General features: G+C 65.4%; 21 protein-coding genes. 12 read left to right on the forward strand and 9 right to left on the reverse strand.

Features of this window, described 5'->3' with window-relative positions; translation table 11 throughout:
- Entirely contained in the window at positions 1-1,455 is a 1,455-nt protein-coding gene (locus tag G6N32_RS13425; protein ID WP_115320012.1) for an MFS transporter, read from the reverse strand.
- Positions 1,456-1,520: 65 nt separating this feature from the next.
- Here G6N32_RS13425 and G6N32_RS13430 point away from each other — a divergent pair, with 65 nt between their 5' ends.
- Positions 1,521-2,333, forward strand: a complete 813-nt coding sequence (locus tag G6N32_RS13430) for an acyl-CoA thioesterase domain-containing protein (RefSeq protein ID WP_115320013.1) — start codon at positions 1,521-1,523, stop codon at positions 2,331-2,333.
- Between the two features lies 1 nt (position 2,334).
- Here the strand turns inward: G6N32_RS13430 and G6N32_RS13435 are convergent, their stop codons facing one another.
- A complete protein-coding gene (locus G6N32_RS13435) occupies positions 2,335-3,486 on the reverse strand; it encodes a DmpA family aminopeptidase (RefSeq protein WP_115320014.1) in 1,152 nt (383 codons plus the stop codon).
- Between the two features lie 329 nt (positions 3,487-3,815).
- On the opposite strand from G6N32_RS13435, the gene G6N32_RS13440 reads away from it, so the two are divergent.
- Genes G6N32_RS13440 through G6N32_RS13460 form a run of 5 tightly spaced genes read left to right on the forward strand, consistent with a single transcriptional unit; the run spans position 3,816 to position 7,303 of the window.
- Complete coding sequence (locus G6N32_RS13440; RefSeq protein ID WP_115321156.1) at positions 3,816-4,664, forward strand: sulfurtransferase; 849 nt, start codon at positions 3,816-3,818, stop codon at positions 4,662-4,664.
- A 2-nt stretch (positions 4,665-4,666) separates the two neighbouring features.
- A complete protein-coding gene (locus G6N32_RS13445) occupies positions 4,667-4,903 on the forward strand; it encodes a hypothetical protein (RefSeq protein ID WP_115320015.1) in 237 nt (78 codons plus the stop codon).
- A complete protein-coding gene (locus G6N32_RS13450) occupies positions 4,900-5,670 on the forward strand; it encodes a potassium channel family protein (protein WP_115320016.1) in 771 nt (256 codons plus the stop codon). Before G6N32_RS13445 ends, G6N32_RS13450 begins: the two co-directional genes overlap by 4 nt.
- Entirely contained in the window at positions 5,667-6,863 is a 1,197-nt protein-coding gene (locus G6N32_RS13455; RefSeq protein ID WP_115320017.1) for a thiolase family protein, read from the forward strand. The genes G6N32_RS13450 and G6N32_RS13455 overlap by 4 nt, the downstream gene beginning before the upstream one ends.
- Positions 6,860-7,303, forward strand: a complete 444-nt coding sequence (locus G6N32_RS13460; RefSeq protein ID WP_115320018.1) for a Zn-ribbon domain-containing OB-fold protein — start codon at positions 6,860-6,862, stop codon at positions 7,301-7,303. The genes G6N32_RS13455 and G6N32_RS13460 overlap by 4 nt, the downstream gene beginning before the upstream one ends.
- Before the next feature lie 39 nt (positions 7,304-7,342).
- Here G6N32_RS13460 and G6N32_RS13465 read toward each other — a convergent pair whose 3' ends face one another.
- Positions 7,343-7,528, reverse strand: a complete 186-nt coding sequence (locus tag G6N32_RS13465) for a long chain fatty acid-CoA synthetase Faa4p (RefSeq protein WP_115320019.1) — start codon at positions 7,526-7,528, stop codon at positions 7,343-7,345.
- A gap of 173 nt (positions 7,529-7,701) precedes the next feature.
- Between G6N32_RS13465 and G6N32_RS13470 the strand changes: the two genes are divergently transcribed.
- Positions 7,702-8,103 (forward strand): DUF1801 domain-containing protein, encoded by a 402-nt coding sequence (locus G6N32_RS13470; RefSeq protein WP_115320020.1) that lies wholly within the window; start codon positions 7,702-7,704, stop codon positions 8,101-8,103.
- Between the two features lie 82 nt (positions 8,104-8,185).
- On the forward strand, positions 8,186-8,974 hold the full coding sequence (locus tag G6N32_RS13475) for a hypothetical protein (RefSeq protein ID WP_115320021.1): 789 nt from the start codon (positions 8,186-8,188) through the stop codon (positions 8,972-8,974).
- A 13-nt stretch (positions 8,975-8,987) separates the two neighbouring features.
- Here the strand turns inward: G6N32_RS13475 and G6N32_RS13480 are convergent, their stop codons facing one another.
- The 4 genes from G6N32_RS13480 to G6N32_RS13495 are packed head-to-tail and all read right to left on the reverse strand — an operon-like array spanning position 8,988 to position 11,333.
- Positions 8,988-9,266, reverse strand: coding sequence for a cytochrome C oxidase subunit IV family protein (locus G6N32_RS13480; protein ID WP_115320022.1), 279 nt, complete (start codon positions 9,264-9,266; stop codon positions 8,988-8,990).
- Positions 9,267-9,268: 2 nt separating this feature from the next.
- Positions 9,269-9,880, reverse strand: a complete 612-nt coding sequence (locus G6N32_RS13485) for a cytochrome c oxidase subunit 3 family protein (protein WP_115320023.1) — start codon at positions 9,878-9,880, stop codon at positions 9,269-9,271.
- Positions 9,877-10,632, reverse strand: coding sequence for a hypothetical protein (locus G6N32_RS13490; protein WP_115320024.1), 756 nt, complete (start codon positions 10,630-10,632; stop codon positions 9,877-9,879). The genes G6N32_RS13485 and G6N32_RS13490 overlap by 4 nt, the downstream gene beginning before the upstream one ends.
- Positions 10,629-11,333: a hypothetical protein gene (locus G6N32_RS13495; protein WP_115320025.1), complete on the reverse strand. Its 705-nt coding sequence runs from the start codon at positions 11,331-11,333 to the stop codon at positions 10,629-10,631. The genes G6N32_RS13490 and G6N32_RS13495 overlap by 4 nt, the downstream gene beginning before the upstream one ends.
- Before the next feature lie 130 nt (positions 11,334-11,463).
- Here G6N32_RS13495 and G6N32_RS13500 point away from each other — a divergent pair, with 130 nt between their 5' ends.
- From G6N32_RS13500 to G6N32_RS13510, 3 genes are all read left to right on the forward strand, one after another.
- Positions 11,464-12,060 (forward strand): TetR/AcrR family transcriptional regulator, encoded by a 597-nt coding sequence (locus G6N32_RS13500; RefSeq protein ID WP_232077632.1) that lies wholly within the window; start codon positions 11,464-11,466, stop codon positions 12,058-12,060.
- 109 nt (positions 12,061-12,169) lie between these two features.
- Positions 12,170-12,547, forward strand: coding sequence for a hypothetical protein (locus G6N32_RS28830; protein WP_232077635.1), 378 nt, complete (start codon positions 12,170-12,172; stop codon positions 12,545-12,547).
- Between the two features lie 1,045 nt (positions 12,548-13,592).
- Positions 13,593-14,366 carry a dienelactone hydrolase family protein gene (locus tag G6N32_RS13510; RefSeq protein ID WP_115320027.1) on the forward strand — a complete coding sequence of 258 codons (774 nt, stop codon included), beginning with the start codon at positions 13,593-13,595 and terminating at the stop codon, positions 14,364-14,366.
- A gap of 76 nt (positions 14,367-14,442) precedes the next feature.
- Here G6N32_RS13510 and G6N32_RS13515 read toward each other — a convergent pair whose 3' ends face one another.
- Positions 14,443-15,030, reverse strand: coding sequence for a TetR/AcrR family transcriptional regulator (locus G6N32_RS13515; RefSeq protein ID WP_115320028.1), 588 nt, complete (start codon positions 15,028-15,030; stop codon positions 14,443-14,445).
- Between the two features lie 145 nt (positions 15,031-15,175).
- Here G6N32_RS13515 and G6N32_RS13520 point away from each other — a divergent pair, with 145 nt between their 5' ends.
- Positions 15,176-15,664 carry a nuclear transport factor 2 family protein gene (locus G6N32_RS13520; protein ID WP_115320029.1) on the forward strand — a complete coding sequence of 163 codons (489 nt, stop codon included), beginning with the start codon at positions 15,176-15,178 and terminating at the stop codon, positions 15,662-15,664.
- A 117-nt stretch (positions 15,665-15,781) separates the two neighbouring features.
- On the opposite strand, the gene G6N32_RS13525 is transcribed toward G6N32_RS13520, so the two are convergent.
- Positions 15,782-16,408 (reverse strand): stage II sporulation protein M, encoded by a 627-nt coding sequence (locus G6N32_RS13525; RefSeq protein ID WP_115320030.1) that lies wholly within the window; start codon positions 16,406-16,408, stop codon positions 15,782-15,784.
- Positions 16,409-16,496 lie beyond the last annotated feature (88 nt).

Raw genomic sequence — 16,496 nt, forward strand, 5'->3', positions numbered from 1 at the left:
TCAGCCCCACTCGTGGTTCATTGCGCGCGACTCGGTGACGTCCTCGGTCGAGGCGTCCCGCAGCTTCGGGCGGGTGATCGCGATCAGCAGCATCGCAGCGGCAGCGGTGATCGCGCCGAGGGCGAAGATCATGGTGAAGCTGCTCTCCGGGATGTGGCCGTGGTCCGATCGGCCAAGCAGTACCGCGACGATAGCGGCGGCGATCGAACTGCCGACGGTGCGCGCGATGGCGTTCATGCTTGTCGCGACCCCGGTTTCGCTCGCGTCGACCTCGCGCACGACCAAGGCAGGCAACGCGCCATAGGCCAGGCTGATGTAGGCGTTGGCCAGCACACCGGCCATGATCACCTGCCACGGCTGGTGGTGCAGGACTGCCAGCAGTACGAACCCGAGGACGCCGGCCGCGGCGCCGACCATCAACACCACCCGGGCGCCGAAGCGGTCGATGTAGCGGCCGCTGGCCACCGCGGTGAGGAAGCCGGCGAGCGCGCCGGGCAGCAGGAACACGACGCTGGCCCCGAGCACCGTCGCGCCGAAGCCGTAGCCGCTACCGGCGGGCGCCTGGACGAAGTCGGTGAGCCCGAGGAACGCGAAATACAGGCCCATTCCGACCAGGACCGTCGCGAGATTGGTCAACAGGATCGGCCGGCGCGAGAGCATCGCCGTCGACACCAACGGGTGCGGGCTGCGCCGTTCCCACCACCACCAGGCGCTCAACACCGCCAGCCCGGCGGCCAGGCAGCCGATCGTGCGTGGGGACACCCAGCCCCAGCCGTGGCCCTGGGTGATCGCCAGCAGCACCGCGGACAGACCCAACGCCAGCCCGGCCGCGCCGCCCCAGTCGACCGTCCCCGCCGCACTTCGCGGGCGGGTTGGCAGGACCACCAGCACCGCGACGATCACCAGCACCGTGAACGCCGTCGTCAACCAGAACACCCGGTGATAGCCCGCGTCACCGCGCATCAACAGCCCGGTGACGACCAGACCCATGCCGCCGCCGAATCCGAGCGAGCCGGACAGCACGGCCATCGCCCGCATGAGGCGGTCGGTGGGCAACTCCTCGCGCAGGATGGACACCCCGATCGGGTACAGCGCGTACGACGCACCCTGCAGCACCCGTGCGGTGATCAGCAGCGGCAGCGAGGACGTCAGCGCGGCGAGCAGCGAGCCGGCGAGGACGATCGCCAGGACCGTCAGCAGCACGCCTTTCTTGCTGTACAGATCGGCCAATCGGCCGATGAGGGGAGTGGTCGCCGCCGCCGCGAGAAGGTTGGCCGTGACCGCCCAGCTGACGTCGACCGGGGACGCGTGCAGCTGCCGGGCCATCACACCGAGGACCGGCACAACACCGGTCTGCAGCACTGCCACGGTCAGGGCGACGACGCTCAGCGTGGCCACGAGCAGCCCCGGCCGGTGATACCCGGCGCCGGTGTGGGTGGCGTGGAGGTCGGACACGTAGTTGATTATGTCGTCTAAGCACCGAGTGCCCGACGCCGGAGGGGCTGTGCGAGGATGCCCGGATGGCCACCCGACCGGCGCATTTCATTTCTGATCCCGACGGCAACTTCCATCCGACGGAGAATGCCCGAAGCCGCTGGGGCGACGACATGCTCAACGGGCCCGCCGTGGTGAGCCTGGCCGCGTTGAACCTCGAGCAGCGGTTCGGCCTGCCCGACTTTCTGCCCGCTCGGCTCACCGTCGACCTGTTCAAGGCGGCACGTCGGGTGCCAACGACGGTCCGTGTCCGGCTGATTCGTGACGGCAGGCGGATTCGCAACTCGGAATGCGACGTCCTTCAGGGTGATGCGATCGTCGCGCGGGCGACGATGGTGCAGTACCGGCTGTCCGAACCGCCGCCCGGCGACGAGTGGAGGGCCCACGCCGAGTTCACCCCGCCGACCGGTGGCGAGCGGCACGGCTACTTCATCGGCAGCGACGATGTCGGCTGGCTCGCCGACGGCGGCGCGCATCAGAACACCTCACGTAAACGCGTCTACCACTGCCCGATCGATGTGGTCGCCGGTCACGACATCACGCCGTTTGTTCGCACCGTCGTCGTGGCCGAGGCCACCAGCCTGGTGAGCAACCTCGGCACCAAGGGCATCGGCTATATCAACGGTGACCTGACCGTCGCACTGTCCCGGCTGCCGCAGTCGGAACACATTGGTGTGCAAGGAGATTCACACTGGACATCGGAGGGCATCTCGGTGGGCTCCGGAACGCTGTTCGACGCCGCAGGTCCTTTTGCGACCGGTCTGGTCACCGCGATCGCGAACCCGGCGGCTCAGATCGACTTCAGCAAGCCCGACACGATTCCGACGCTGAACGTCTGAGTCACAGCAGCGCGCGCAGTCGGTCGTGCGGCAGCGCGGGGGAGCGGTGCCCGTCGCGACCCACCATGTCGGCGTTGACCACCAACGCGTTGAGGACGGCCTCCTCGACGCTGTGCACGACCGCGGCGTAGAAGTCGTCCATCCGGCCCCACGGCAGGAATCGCAGGTGGCCGAATTCGTCGTCACCGACCGGGCCAATGGGGAACCGGCTGGCCAGATCCGGTGCGTCGGCGGTCGAGAAGGCCAGGAAGATGTCTCCCGAGAAATGACTGCCGGTGGTGCCGGTGCGGGCCAGCCCGAGCGGCACCCGCCGGGCCAGGGCCTTGCACTGCCCGGGCAGCAGTGGGGCATCGGTCGCGATCACGACGATCACCGAACCTGCGCCCGGTGGCGGCCGGTTCAGGTCGCGCTCGAACCAGTCGCCGTCGAGCGGATTCTCGATGTCCAGGTGCGGGCCGACGAGACGCCCGGCCACGGTGAGTTCGTGGCGGGCACCGAAATTCGCTTGGACGAAGGCACCGACGGTGAAGGTGTGGCTGCCGTACCGCACCAGCCTAGACGCAGTTCCGTTGCCGCCCTTGAACTCATAGCAATTCATCCCGGTGCCGCCGCCGACCGACCCCTCCGGTACCGGACCTCCGGTGGCCCGGTCCAGGGCGGCTTCGGCGTGTTCGGGCCGCACATGCCCGCCGTTGATGTCGTTGAGGTAACCGTCCCACGTCTCGGCGCACACCGGCAGCAGCCACTGACGGGCCAGCACCGGATCGGAGCGGTTCACCCAGGAGATCACACCGGCGTGGCAGGCGCCGACCGCGTGTGTATTCGACAGCAGCACAGGGAGATTGAAGGCACCGGACTCCTCGATCCAGGTGGTGCCGGTCATCTCGCCGTTGCCGTTGAGGGAGAACCAGCCCGCGGCGCAGGGTTTGCCGAGTCCGGCCCGGCCGCGGGGCAGGATCGCGGTGACGCCGGTGCGCACCGGTCCGCTGCCCACGATCAGTTCGCCGTCGCCGGCCACCAAGGTGGTCACGCCGACCTCGACACCGGCCACATCGGTGATGGCGCCCAGTGGGCCTGGCTCGCCGGCAAGCGGGATCCCGAGTCCACGCGCGCGAGGCCGGCCGTCGGCGGTGAATGCCGCTGGAGACGTCATCCGGCCGACCCTACCGTCGGCTGCCGGGCGAGGATGCCCGAGAAAACCACGGACGCCGGGGAAGGCTCGATGACCTTCCCCAGCGCCGCCTGGCGTTCGCACCACACCCCCCATAGCCGCGGTGCGAACCATCAGGCGATCCCGGCGCCCCCGTCGGAATCCGTGTGTCGTCTGATGCTGTAGCAAAGTTATCGGGCTGATATCGACGTGCGCACGCGTAGTGGACTACTTGATTTCAGCTTCTTCTCAGGTTGACCACCTGGTGCCTGCGTGCGCGAGTGCGCGGGGGCATGATCATCGGTGCCGACCGACGACGAACGGGGGACTCGATGACTGGGCGCGCTGACGTGCTGATCACCGCTGAAGCGCTGGTGGATCGCGTGGCGGCCGGCGATCCGGTGACCGTGCTCGACGTGCGCTGGACCTTGAGCGAGCCGGACGGGCGGGAGTATTACCTGCAGGGCCATGTTCCCGGCGCGGTGTACGTATCGCTGGACGACGACCTCAGCGACCACAACGTCTCCGGCCGCGGACGGCACCCACTGCCGTCCGGGACGGCGGTGCAAGCCGCCGCACGTCGCTGGGGAATCCGGGCGGGGCAGACCGTGGTGGTCTACGACGACTGGAATCGGGCCGGCTCCGCACGCGCCTGGTGGGTGCTGACCGCGGCAGGTATCCCGGACGTCCGCATTCTGGACGGCGGCTGGGCGGCATGGAAAGCGGCAGGTGGACGCGTTGACACCGGTTCGGTCGAACCGTCCGCGGGTGACGTCACGGTGACCCATGAGGACCTGTACGCCGGGGCGCTGCCCACCCTGACCGCCGATGAGGTCAGCAACCGGCGATTGCTGGACGCCCGCGCGCCGGAACGTTTCCGCGGTGACGTCGAACCGGTGGATGCGGTGGCCGGGCATATCCCGGGGGCGCGCAACCTGCCGAGTACGGCACTGCTCACCCAGGACGAGAGCTTCATCAGCGATACCGCACTCGAGGGCCTGCTGGCCGCGCGCGATATCGGTGCCGACGCACAGATCGGTGTCTACTGCGGATCGGGCATCACCGCGGCGGTCGCCGTCGCCGCGTTGACCGCCGCGGGCCGTGACGCCGCGCTGTTCCCGGGGTCATGGTCGCAATGGAGCTCGGAGCCGGACCGGCCGGTCGCCCGCGGTGAGCAGTGACGATGGAGACCTTCCTGGTCTATCTGAAAGTGCAGGCGATGTGCCTGGTGTTCGGCATCGTGGGCCCGATATTCCTGGTCGTGTACTTCGCCGCGCAACCCGACCCGACCATCCGGTGGATGTACTACTGGGGATTGGTGATCACCGCGATCGACGTGCTGATCGCGCTCGGCCTGACCGACCAGACCATGCGGGCCAAGCAGGTCGCTCGCCCGCAGGACGAGGCTCGTAGATCGTGACCGTCGTCGAATACGAAACACCGGACGGGGCAACGGAGCCCGAGTCGCGGCTGCAACGTTGGGAGAACCTCGCGGAGTGGCCGCTGGCGGCGTGCGCCGCGGTGTTCCTGGCGTTGTTCTCCGTCAAGGTGCTCGCGCAACCGCACGGCGTGAACAAACACATCGTCCATGGACTGCTGTTCGTGCTCTACCTTCCGTTCGTCGTCGACTACGTCGCGCGATTGACGCTGGCGGAGCACCGGATGCGATGGTTCTTGCGGCACCTGCTCGATCTGGTGATCGTCGTCCTGCCCTTGATGGGCCCGCTGCTGCTGCTGCGATTGGTCGCCTTGGTGGGTGCCCTGCAGCGGGCCGTCGGTGACGCGATCCGGGGCCGCGTGGTGGCCTATACGGCGTTCAGTGCGGTGCTGCTCGTTTATGCCGCGTCGCTGGCGGTGCTGCAGGTCGAGCGTCCCGCAGCAGGAGCCAATATCAAGACTTTCGGCGACGCCGTGTGGTGGTCGGTGGCCACGATCACCACGGTCGGCTACGGCGACCTGTATCCGGTCACTGTCCTGGGCAGGATCGTGGCCGCACTTCTCATGATCGGCGGAATCAGCATGGTGGGAGCGATCACCGCGACCATTGCCAGCTGGATCGTCCAGCGCGTATCGGCGCAGGACAGCGCCCAGCAGGCCGCCACCGTGGCGCATATCGAAAGTCTGCAGGCCGAGGTGTCCCGCCTCGCGGATCTGGTTGCCGCGCAGTCCAAGGGAAGGAACGGGTGAGCCGCGGGCCGTTCGACGGTAAGGCCGTCATCACCGGAGCAGGCAAGTCGCAGGTCGGGCGCCGACTGGGCCGCACCGGGCTGGAACTGACGATCGAAGCGGTGCTGCGCGCGATCGCCGACGCGGGGCTCGATGTCGACGATGTCGACGGCATCGCCAGCTACCCGGGTGCGGTCGCCGCCAACCCGGGCTTCTCCGGTGCCAATGTCACCGAGGTGCGTACCGCTCTGGGCCTGCGGAGCAGGTGGTACATGTCCGGGTTGGAGACCGCGGGACAGATCGGCCCGGTGATCGAAGCCTGTATGGCCGTTACCCTCGGCCTGGCCAAACACGTGGTGGTGTTCCGGTCGGTGTGGGAGTCCACCGCCGCCCAGCAGGCCGGCGGTGGCCACGCCTCGGTGCTGCTCGGCGCAGGCGGCAAGCTGCCCCCGCAGATGGAGTGGACCGCGCCGTTCGGGGCGCTGTCGGCGGCCAACTGGCTCGCGATGCCGGCGCAGCGGTACATGCACGAGTTCGGGCTCACCCGTGAACAACTCGGCGCCATCGCGCTCAACGCCCGGCGCAACGCCGGCCGCAACCCCGACGCCGTCTACCGCGACCCGTTGACGATGGCGGACTATCTGTCCGCGCGGATGATCTCAGAACCCTTGTGCCTCTACGACTGCGACGTGCCCTGCGACGGGGCAACTGCGGTCATCGTCTCCCGCCGGGACGCCTGCGGCGGCTTGCCCCGCCATCCGTTGACGGTCGAGTCGGTCGGACCGGGAATGTTCGAAAGGCCAACGTGGGAGCAGCGTTTCGACCTCACCACGATGGCGGCCCACGATTCGGCCGCCACCTTGTGGGAGCATACCGAGCTGCGGCCGAGTGACGTCGACATGGCCCAGTTGTACGACGGCTTCAGCTTTCTCACCGTGATGTGGTTGGAGGCGTTGGGATTCTGCGAGCGCGGCCGGGTCGGTGAGTTCATCGAGGGCGGTGACCGAATCGCCCTCGACGGGCAGCTGCCGCTGAACACCAGCGGTGGGCAGCTGTCGGGTGGACGGCTACACGGGATGGGCTTCCTACACGAGGCCTGTGTGCAGCTCTGGGGCGAGGGTGGCGAACGTCAGGCTCCGCGCACACCTGAGGTCGTTGCGGTCGGCGTCGGCGGCGGTCCCGTCGCGGGGTCGATGTTGGTGAGCAGCCGATGAGCTATCAACGACCGGATCTACGCCTCGCGCCCAGCCCCACACCCGAGTCGGAAGCATTCTGGACCGGCGGCCGCGACGGCAACCTCATGATCAGCCGCTGCCACACATGTGGCCATTTCTTTCACCCGCCCGGGCCGGCCTGCTGGCGTTGCCGCAGCATCGATGTCGCGCCCGAAAAGGTCTCCGGGCGAGCCACCGTTGCGGCGTTCAGCGTTGATCGGCAGCCCTGGATTCCGGGATTCGAACCGCCCTACATCGTGGCGATCGTCGAGATCGCTGAGGATCCCGGGGTCCGGCTGATCACCAATGTCGTGGACATCGAGCCGGCGGACATGCGCATCGGGCTCGAGGTGGAGGTGTTCTTCGAAGATTGGACCGCATTGTCCGGCGGCGAGGACACCCGAGTGTGGATACCGTTGTTCCGACCGATCGCTCGCTGACAGGTTGCACTCAACCGTTGCGAGGCAACGGGATTGCGATCAGTCGCGGACCCAGACCGAGATGTAGCCGATGGGGATGCCGGTGCGGGCGGCAATGCACTCACGGGCGGCCAGTTCGACCTTGTCGCGGGCGGTTGCCTCGGTGGCGTCGTTGATTTCGGGGATCCGGACCAGCCACCGGTTGTTCTCGAACCGAATATCGATCTCGAAGCACTGACCGGCCATCGGCCGAAGTACCTGGTGGGTGCGAAGACCCCGTTGCGGACGAGTGGAGAAGCCGCGAGTTCTGTAATGAGTACGCATCTTCAAGCTTTCCGAAACGATTCTGGGCCGCGGGAAAAGATACTCCCTGTGACCGGCGAATACAAAATCGCGGTCGGTGCGGCCATGATGGGGATATGGCTGACGCCGACATCACCGCTTCGCAGCGAATCGACGCCCGAATTGCCGAATTAGACGATTGGCGAGGCGAGACGCTCGCCCAGATCCGTGCCGTGATCAAGCGGGCCGATCCCGAGGTGGTCGAGGAGTGGAAGTGGCGGGGCGTCCCGGTGTGGTCGCACGCCGGAATGATCTGCACGGGAGAGACGTACAAGGCCTCGGTCAAGATGACATTCGCCAAAGGTGCGGCACTGCCGGATCCGTCGGGCCTGTTCAATTCGAGCCTCGAGGGGAACACCCGGCGGGCCATCGATTTCCACGAAGGCGACGTGATCGACGAACGCGCGTTGGTTTCCCTCATTCAGTCGGCGGTTGAACTGAACATGTCCTCGAAGCCGCGGTCGGGTAAACGCGGGTAGCCGACTTTTCGGGCCGAATTGCCGGGCAGCCGATCTCAGCAAACCACGCCCTGCGCCCATTGCACGTCGATACGCTCTGCTGATGCCGGGGGTGCGGTTGACGGGGGTTCTGGGTGGCCTGGCGGTTGGATTCGGGATCTGGCTGGCCATGGGGATCGCCAGCGCGCAACCGGCGTCGGCGGCGCCGGCCGGTTCTTCCGACAGCACCAGCGCGCACACCGCGACCAGCGCACGCGATCACAAGACCACCGCCGTCCGCCGGTCGGCGGCCCCACGGGCGGCCCCCAGCACGACGAAACGACCTGTCGCGACAGCGCGTCAACCGGCGGCCGCCGCGTCCTCGGCCCGAAACCCGATAGGGCATCGGATCGTCATCTTCAAGAACACGCACCTGGCGCTACCCCCGCAGATGGTGTTCTTCGCCAAACGCGTTGCCGGGACTGCCACCTTCACCGAGAACTCGGTCTACGACTTGCAGACCGTGGACCAGTACGACTGGAATAAGCTGACCGGCATCTCGTTCACGCTGCTGCGGCCGGACACCGACGCGATCATGGTGGCCTGGCGATACAACGTGACGACCCAGATGTTCGAAGTCGGGCCCTACTACAACGTCGACACCGCCAGGATCATGCCGACCGACTCCGAGATCATCTCGGTACCCGTCGGGCAGCAGTTCAGCTTCGATGCCGACTACCGGGGCATCACCGTGCAATACGGAGACACGCTGGTATACAAGCCGATTCCCGAGGGCCTGCACCCGAACCAGTTGTGTGCGTTCCGGATCAACAGCTGGTTCGGCGGCACCAGCCGGGCGCCGAAAAACATCTCGTTCTATCTTGATCTCAAGCCGTGGTGGACCGAGTTGTGACGGCCCCTCGGCGCTATCCGCCGGTGAAGTAGACGCCGAGCATTGCCGCGACGACCACGATCACCCAGCCGCCGGTAACGGCCTTGAGCCACAACGGCGCCCGACGAACCTCCATGAAATGCCAGATCACCAGCTGCGCCTTGACGGCTGCGATCAGGAGCACGACGGTGGTGACCGTCGCATTGAGCTGATGGGCGGCTCCGCCGTCGCGGGACACCAACCACGACACGACGGTGACGGCCGTCAGCAGCGCCCACACGATGGTGAGCGGGTTGCGGATCAACGACGTCATCGTCACCTCATCAAGTAGAACGCGGCGAACAGGATCAGCCACAGGACGTCGACCATGTGCCAGTAGGTGGCCCCGGTCTCGACGAACGAGATCTTCGGCGGCCTCGACACTCTCAGATTGCGGATCACGAAGCACAGGATGATCAGACCGAGCAGGACATGACACAGATGCAGTCCGGTCATCACGAAGTAGAACATGAAGAACAGATTGGTTCCGGGCGTGATGCCGGCCGTGATCTCCGGAATCCACTCGACCATCTTCAGGATCGGGAAGACGGCACCCAACACCAGCGCGACGATGAACCGGCGCAGCGCGTCCGCGGAATTGCCGGCTCGTGCCGCCATGGTCCCGAGAACCACGAACAACGAACTGGTGAGCAGCACAACGGTGTTGATTGCACCGAGGTCCACGTTGAGCCTTGCCTGGCTCTGCAGGAAGAGATCCGGGTTCTGGCCGCGGTAGTACACGTAGCCGACGAAGTAGATGCCGAAGATCAGCAGATCGCCGATGACGAAGAACCACATGCTCGGATCGCCGGGGATGTGCGCCCGCGCGTGCTGGTCCGGACGGGACTCGTTGAGGTCGTCGGGGTGTCCTTCGGCGACCTCGGTCATGCGTTTGCCCCGGTGCGGGGATCGCCTGTGGCGGTGGACAGATCGGCGTTGTCGAGTTCGGCGTCAGGTTGTTTCTTGATGGAGCGGTAGATACAGGTGTAGACGACCATCTGCCACGAGACGTAGAGCACCACGGTGAACCAGAACGTCATCAGCCCGTTCCACGCGAACGGGCCCGACTTGTTGATCCAGACCGGCGCGGCCATCAGTTCGGTCATGTACTGCCACACGGTGTAGTAGCCCAACCACTTCGGCAGGACGTTGTTCTTGTCGAGGAGGATGGCCAGCCCGAACGCCATCCACATGACACAGAAGCAGCCGAGGGATCCGATGAACGCCAGATAGCCGAAGTCGTAGAGCATAGACACTACGGCCGGGCTGTAGCCCGTTCGAAACGCGCCGACGCCGAAGCAGAACATCGGGAACAGCATGCCGACGATGGCGCCGGTGATGGCCCCCATCATCAGCGTGTAGCGGAACGCCGGGCTGACCGACATCCGCTTGATCTGCATGAGATACACCGCGTTCGACACCGGGGCGAGTCCGAAGGTGAGCGTCAGTAGGACACACGCGACGAGCAGATTGTGGGACTGCATGAACGCGACGATCTGCGATGTCGGGGCGCTCGGCGATCTCGGCGGCATCATCCAGCTCAGCGGCACGAACACCAGACCGAATACGGTGAAGAAGAACGGCACGCTCCAGAACGTGATCCACTGGTCGAGCTTGCGGTTCCTGCGCCGCGGCCTCACGCGAGGACTTCCCGCTCACTGCCCTGGCGATTCACCGCACGCAGGAGCACGAGGAACATCACCACGATGTAGACCGCAAAAGTGAACAGCCGCAACGTGAACGACAGCGTGCCGTTCCAGGCCAGGGGACCGGTCTTGACCAGAATCGAAAACGCGCTGGGAGCCAGCAGTGCAACGGTGGCGACGTTGAAGTGCGCCGCCCAGCGGGGGAAGATCGGATCGGGTCGCTCGTCGAGGTACACACTCAGCGCGAAGCACAGATTCTGCACGATGATGGTGCCGACCGGCGCGATGAAGAAGAACCAGGCCATGTCATTGAGAAGACTGATGAGTTCGGGATCGCGGTCGGGCCTGAAAGCGGCCATGCCCCAGCAATAGTCGGCCAGGATGAACGCGGTTGTCCCGACACCGACGCAGATGATGTACGCGTAGGTCAGCACGACGCTGGAGGTTGCCACCCGCGAAATTTGGACAGCCGTCACCGCGAAGAGCGGGATGAGAGAGCCGGCGATCAAGTTGCACAGAATCGCGACGCCGAGCACGCCCGTCGCGTTCTCGCGGAAGAACGCCGCGACGTCGTCGGGGGACAGCGTCGGGGACAGCGGCGGGGAGAAGACCGGAAACAGTACGTAGGCCAGGGCGAGCAGAGCCGCCGCCGGCGGCGCGGTCCACAACAGAATGCGTTGACCTCGTGTCTTCATCGAACTTTTTGTAGCACGTTCGCTGACACATGACAACGAAACTGAAGCGGATTGGGGATGATCTGCCGTTGTTTGTGGGTCTTTGAGTGACATCTGTCGGCGAACGGGACTTGTGCGGCACAATGGGCATGTGCGAGAGACCGCGACGAGCCGCGAAGCCCAGCGCCGTCGGACGCGTGCGCGCGTACTCGACGCGGCCATCGTCGAGTTTCAGCGCGCCGGTACCAGCTCGGCCGACATCAATGCCATTGTCGAGGCTGCGGGAGTCGCCCGAAGCACGTTCTACTTTCATTTCCCGACCAAAGAGCACGTTCTGCTCGAGCTGATCCGGCGCGACGAGGACTACCTCGGCGAGGAACTCAGTCGGTTCCTGGAGACCCGACACGACTTGGAAGCCGTCCTCCAGGAGATCATCAGGCTTGTCGTCGAGCTCGAAAACCGTTGGGGTGCTGCGTTGTTCCGCGATGTCATCAGTCTGTACTTCTCGCCGGCGCTGGCTCAGGACGAGCAGTGGAGCAGACACCCGACATTCGTACTGCTCGCCGCGGAGATCGAGCGCGCCCGCATCCGCGGTGAACTCTACGATGATGTCGAAGCCTACGACGGGGCGGCGTTCTTCCTCATCGGGCTCCATGCCGTTCTCATCAGCGCCCGGGAAACCGGGGCGGCCCGCGATGTGGTGCTGAAGAAGTTCGTAAAGAGCACGCTGCGTAGTCTTCGGCCCTAGGTTCGCCTGTCAGTCACGTGCACTGGGCGGACAGACCGCAGGCTGAAGACCCAGCGAATTCGCCATGGCGTTTTGGTTCTGACACGCATTCACGCCGGAGTCAGGTGGGGTGTTGGGGCCTTGGCTGGCCCGGCAGGTGGTGGGTTGCAGTCCGATGGCGATGGGCATCGCGCTCTGGTTCTGGCAGGCGGTCACGCCGGAGTCAGGTGGGGTGTTGGGGCCTTGGCTGGCCCGGCAGGTGGTGGTTTGTAGGCCGACGGCAACGGGCATCGCGCTCTGGTTCTGGCAGGCCGTCATCCCGGAGTCAGGCGGAGAGTTCGGGCCCTGGCTCGCACGACAGGTGGCGGTCGGCAGTCCGAGCGAGGTCGTCATTGCGCCTTGGTTCTGGCAGGCGGTCAGCCCGGAATCTGCGGGCGTGGTCCCGGTCGGGCTGCTTTCGGACTGGTCCTTGTCCGGCGAGCCGGATCCGTCCTGGTCGGCATTCTGATCGTCGGGAGTGGGTGTGCTGCTGGTCGAGGACGTTTTCGACGCCCCGCCGCTTTTCGGAGCGGTGGTTGCGCAGGGGGCGGGGTTGTAACCGCCGCGTTGGAAGCAATCGGCCGCTGCCGTGCCGGTTGTCGCGAGGGCCCCGAGACCGGCCGCCGAGGCGGTGAGAACGACTGCCGTCAGGCATCGGCCCCACGCGTCTCGCATCAGCGCTGGCCCCCGAGGCGCAGATCTCACAGTGACGGATTCTAGCTTCAGTTGGGCATAATCGTCACAGTGACGAATTGCCTTGGGGGCGTGAGTCTTTCGGTGCGGCACTCCGATCGAGCTTGCACGGGTGCCCGAGCCAGGGCTGCGCGGTCGACCGCGGAATCGACCGCTCATAGGTTCGAAGATGTTGCCGGGGAATGCGATTCGCGAATCACTGGGGTCGAGTCGGGTAGAGGCATTCCGTCACTGTGACGAATCACTCTCAATCACTGGAGGGGCGGAGTGGGGGTGACCGGGAAAGCGCTTTGATCATCGGCCGTGAGAGATGCCTCGGGGCGATTGGCGGCGGCCTGCCGACCGGTGTCGGCGGTGACGTCGTGTCCGGCCGGGGGCCGACAGTGCCGTGCCCGCCGCCGCATAAACGTCACGGTGACGAATTGCGAATGTTGGGCTGAGTCGGGTGCCACACGGAACCGGGCCCGCCTCAGAGCGTTTGGACGGACGTCAGGCATGGGCGGACGGATGGGTGTGTTTGTCGGGAACCCGGTATCACCGGCGATATCAGATTCCCGACATGTACTGGGTACCGCGGGGCGAGGGTGCTGCATGCGCGGGAGACGGGATTGTCGGATCCAGGGATCCAGGGATCAGATCCCGAGTCCCGCCCAGGTCCAGGTTTTGCCGATAAGCCACATTATGTCAAGTTGTGCGTTGGTTGGTCGCATCCCCTCGTAACCGTGTGGCCAGATGTTTCACCACGCCTTCCGCCGCGTGACCGGCTGTCGTCAAGAGGTGTCCGCGGACCCGGCGTCGGAGGCGTTGCCTAGTGTGAGCACATGGTCGTCACGCGCGAAGTCACCTACGACGTCGACGGGCTGACGATGGTCGCCCACCTGTCGCTGCCAGACGGCCAGGGTCCATGGCCGGCAGTGCTCATCGGACACGACGGCATCGGACTTGAGGACTATCAGCGCGGCCGCGCCGACGACCTCGCCAAGCACGGGTACGTCGCTCTTGCAATGGATTACCATGCCGGCCGAACGTATTTCGGCGAGCCGGATGCGATGCTGGAACGGGTCATGCCTCTGATGGCCGATCCCGCCCGTATGCGGGCCATTGGGCGCGCTGCGCTCGACATCCTGCTCGCGGTACCTGGCGCGGACCGCGAGCGGCTCGGAGCGCTGGGCTACGGTGCGGGCGGCCGAATCGTCCTCGAACTCGCCAGCTCTGGAGTGCCTTTCACGGCACTCGCCGCCATCCATCCGGGCCTGCCGCCCGCCCGCACCGACGATTGGATGAACGCGCGCGGAGCGTTCTTGTTCTGCACAGGCTCTGACGACCCACTCTGCACCCCCGACCAACTGTTGACGTTCACCGGCGCGCTCCAGGACGCCGGAATCGACTGGCGTGTCAACATTTACGGCGGGGCCAAGCACGCTTTCTGGGCCGCCCCGAGGCAACCTGACGGCTCATTGACCGGTGGCACAACCCACGCCATGGCCACCGTGCCCGGCGTGGAGCATCACCCCCTCCATGCGGCCCGGGCATGGCGGGCGGTGCTGGATCTGTTCAGCGAGACACTGCTACAACAGCCTCTAGGCCAGGGGTGAGCTGATCACGACGCGGCACTCCCCCCTTGGCAAAGTCCTCGGGCGATCATCATGCCTAAGCCTCAGGATTGGCCACCTACTGAGCGCGGCCCAGCGCTGACGCGATCGTCGTCAGTGCTTTCACCGCCAACGTGGCGTTGTGCTGATACTGCGCCGCCACGACGGCACCATCAACAGCCACACCCAGCGCTTGTGCGGCCCGGGATCGGTTCGCGCCCGGCGGAAGGGTCGCCTTGATCGCCGTGACCATGTCGGCCTTGTGCCGAGTCGTGATGGCGTGAACCTCGGGCAGTTCGGCGCCGATCTCGCTAACGCTGTTCAGGAAGGCGCAGCCACGGAACGAGTCCGCCGTCAGCCACTCCTCCACCGCAGCTACCACCGGGGACCGGCGACGATTGCCGGAGTGGCGATCGAGCGCATCGACGAACCAGTCCATCCAACGCTGATGTCGCAGTTCCAAGTACGCCAAGATCAGTGCGTCTTTGCTTGGAAAGTGCCGATAGAACGTCACCTTGGTGACCCCGGCTTCCGCTATCACCTTGTCGATACCGGTAGCCCGAATTCCCTCGCGGTAGAACAGTCGATACGCGGTGGCGAGTATCCGCTCCCGGGCCGGGAGGGTCGGCACGTCGATCTGCGGATCAAGAGTCTCGGCGATGCTCACCCCACCAGTGTAGACAGATCTGTCCACATATGCACGCGGTTCATGTAGACAAACCTGTCTACCTGGGTTATTGTTCGGTTTATGTAGACAGGTTCGTCTACATAGGCATCCCCACTCGATCAACCTTCGAAAGTGAAAGACGACCATGACTACGACCTCTGCAATCACGTCCAAGCCTCCAGTCCCACCGTTTACTGATGAATCGGCTGCACAGAAGGTCCGGCTGGCTGAAAATGCCTGGAATACCTGCGATCCGCAGGTCGTCTCGCAGGCATATTCGGTCGACAGCATCTGGCGTAACCGCTCCGTCTTCGTGACAGGCCGTGCACAGATCGTCGAATTCTTGAGCGGTAAGTGGGACCGCGAACACGAATACCGACTCATCAAAGAGCTGTGGGCGCACAGCAACGACCGCATCGCGGCCCGCTTCGCCTACGAGTACCGCGACGACTCGGGTCAATGGTTCCGCGCCTACGGCAACGAGAACTGGCTATTCGATGAGCACGGCCTGATGACACATCGCCACGCCAGCATCAACGATGTGCCGATCGATGAAGGTGAGCGAAAGTTCTTCTGGGACCAGAACGCGCCACGACCGGCAGATCATCCGAGCCTGTCCGACCTCGGTCTCTGACCACTCTACGGTGGCAAGCATCGATTGGGTCCGCGGCTTCGCCGTGATTCCCGCGGGGCTGCACTGCGCGTAGGCGGCCCGAAGTTCTGACGGGTGTGACCGTTTCGCCGGTCACGGCTACAACAACCAATCAGCCAGCGGGTGCACGACGTAGCGCAGCGAGAACGCCTCGTAGACCGCACCGACGACTAGCAGCACCAGCGCCGGCAGCGCCAGCCAGCCGAGTTCTTGCAGTCCTCGGACATAGCCCTGGCGCCGGTTATCGGCGTCGACGGTCCGCGGGGCGACCCATCCCCTGCCGAGCAGGAACGCGCCCAACAGCAGGAGCAGGTAGGCCTGCAACTCGACGATCACCGTCAGGGTGTGCGGTATCAATGCCACCCACCCGATGCCGCTCGCAGGAACGAGCGTCATCCCCGTCGTCACATCCCAATAGGCAAAGAACGCGACGCCGCCGAACGGGATGACCAACGACGGCGCCACGATGGTCAGCACACCCATCCGCAGTGTGTTCACGGCGAGGATCGTCAGTGCGAACAGCCAGGGATTGGTAATCAGCCCCTGGACCAGATCGGCTGTCCCGTCCTCCTGCAATCTCCTGTGCTGCGCCTGACTGAGTTGCGGGAAGGCCAGCCCGAGCCCGAAGCCGACGAGAAGCACTCCGTAGACAGCCACATTCGCCGCCATGTAGGCCGAGGCGTTGTCGGCGATGATCCGGAACGGGCGCCACTGTCGGATCGTCATACGGTCCTTTCACTCTGACTAGTACGCTGTGTTAGTCGAAGGTAACACAGTGTGCTAGTACAGTGGTCTGAGCGCGGGATCTCCGCCG

The sequence above is a fragment of the Mycolicibacterium aichiense genome (genome assembly GCF_010726245.1).
GTDB classification, from domain to species: Bacteria; Actinomycetota; Actinomycetes; order Mycobacteriales; family Mycobacteriaceae; genus Mycobacterium; species Mycobacterium aichiense.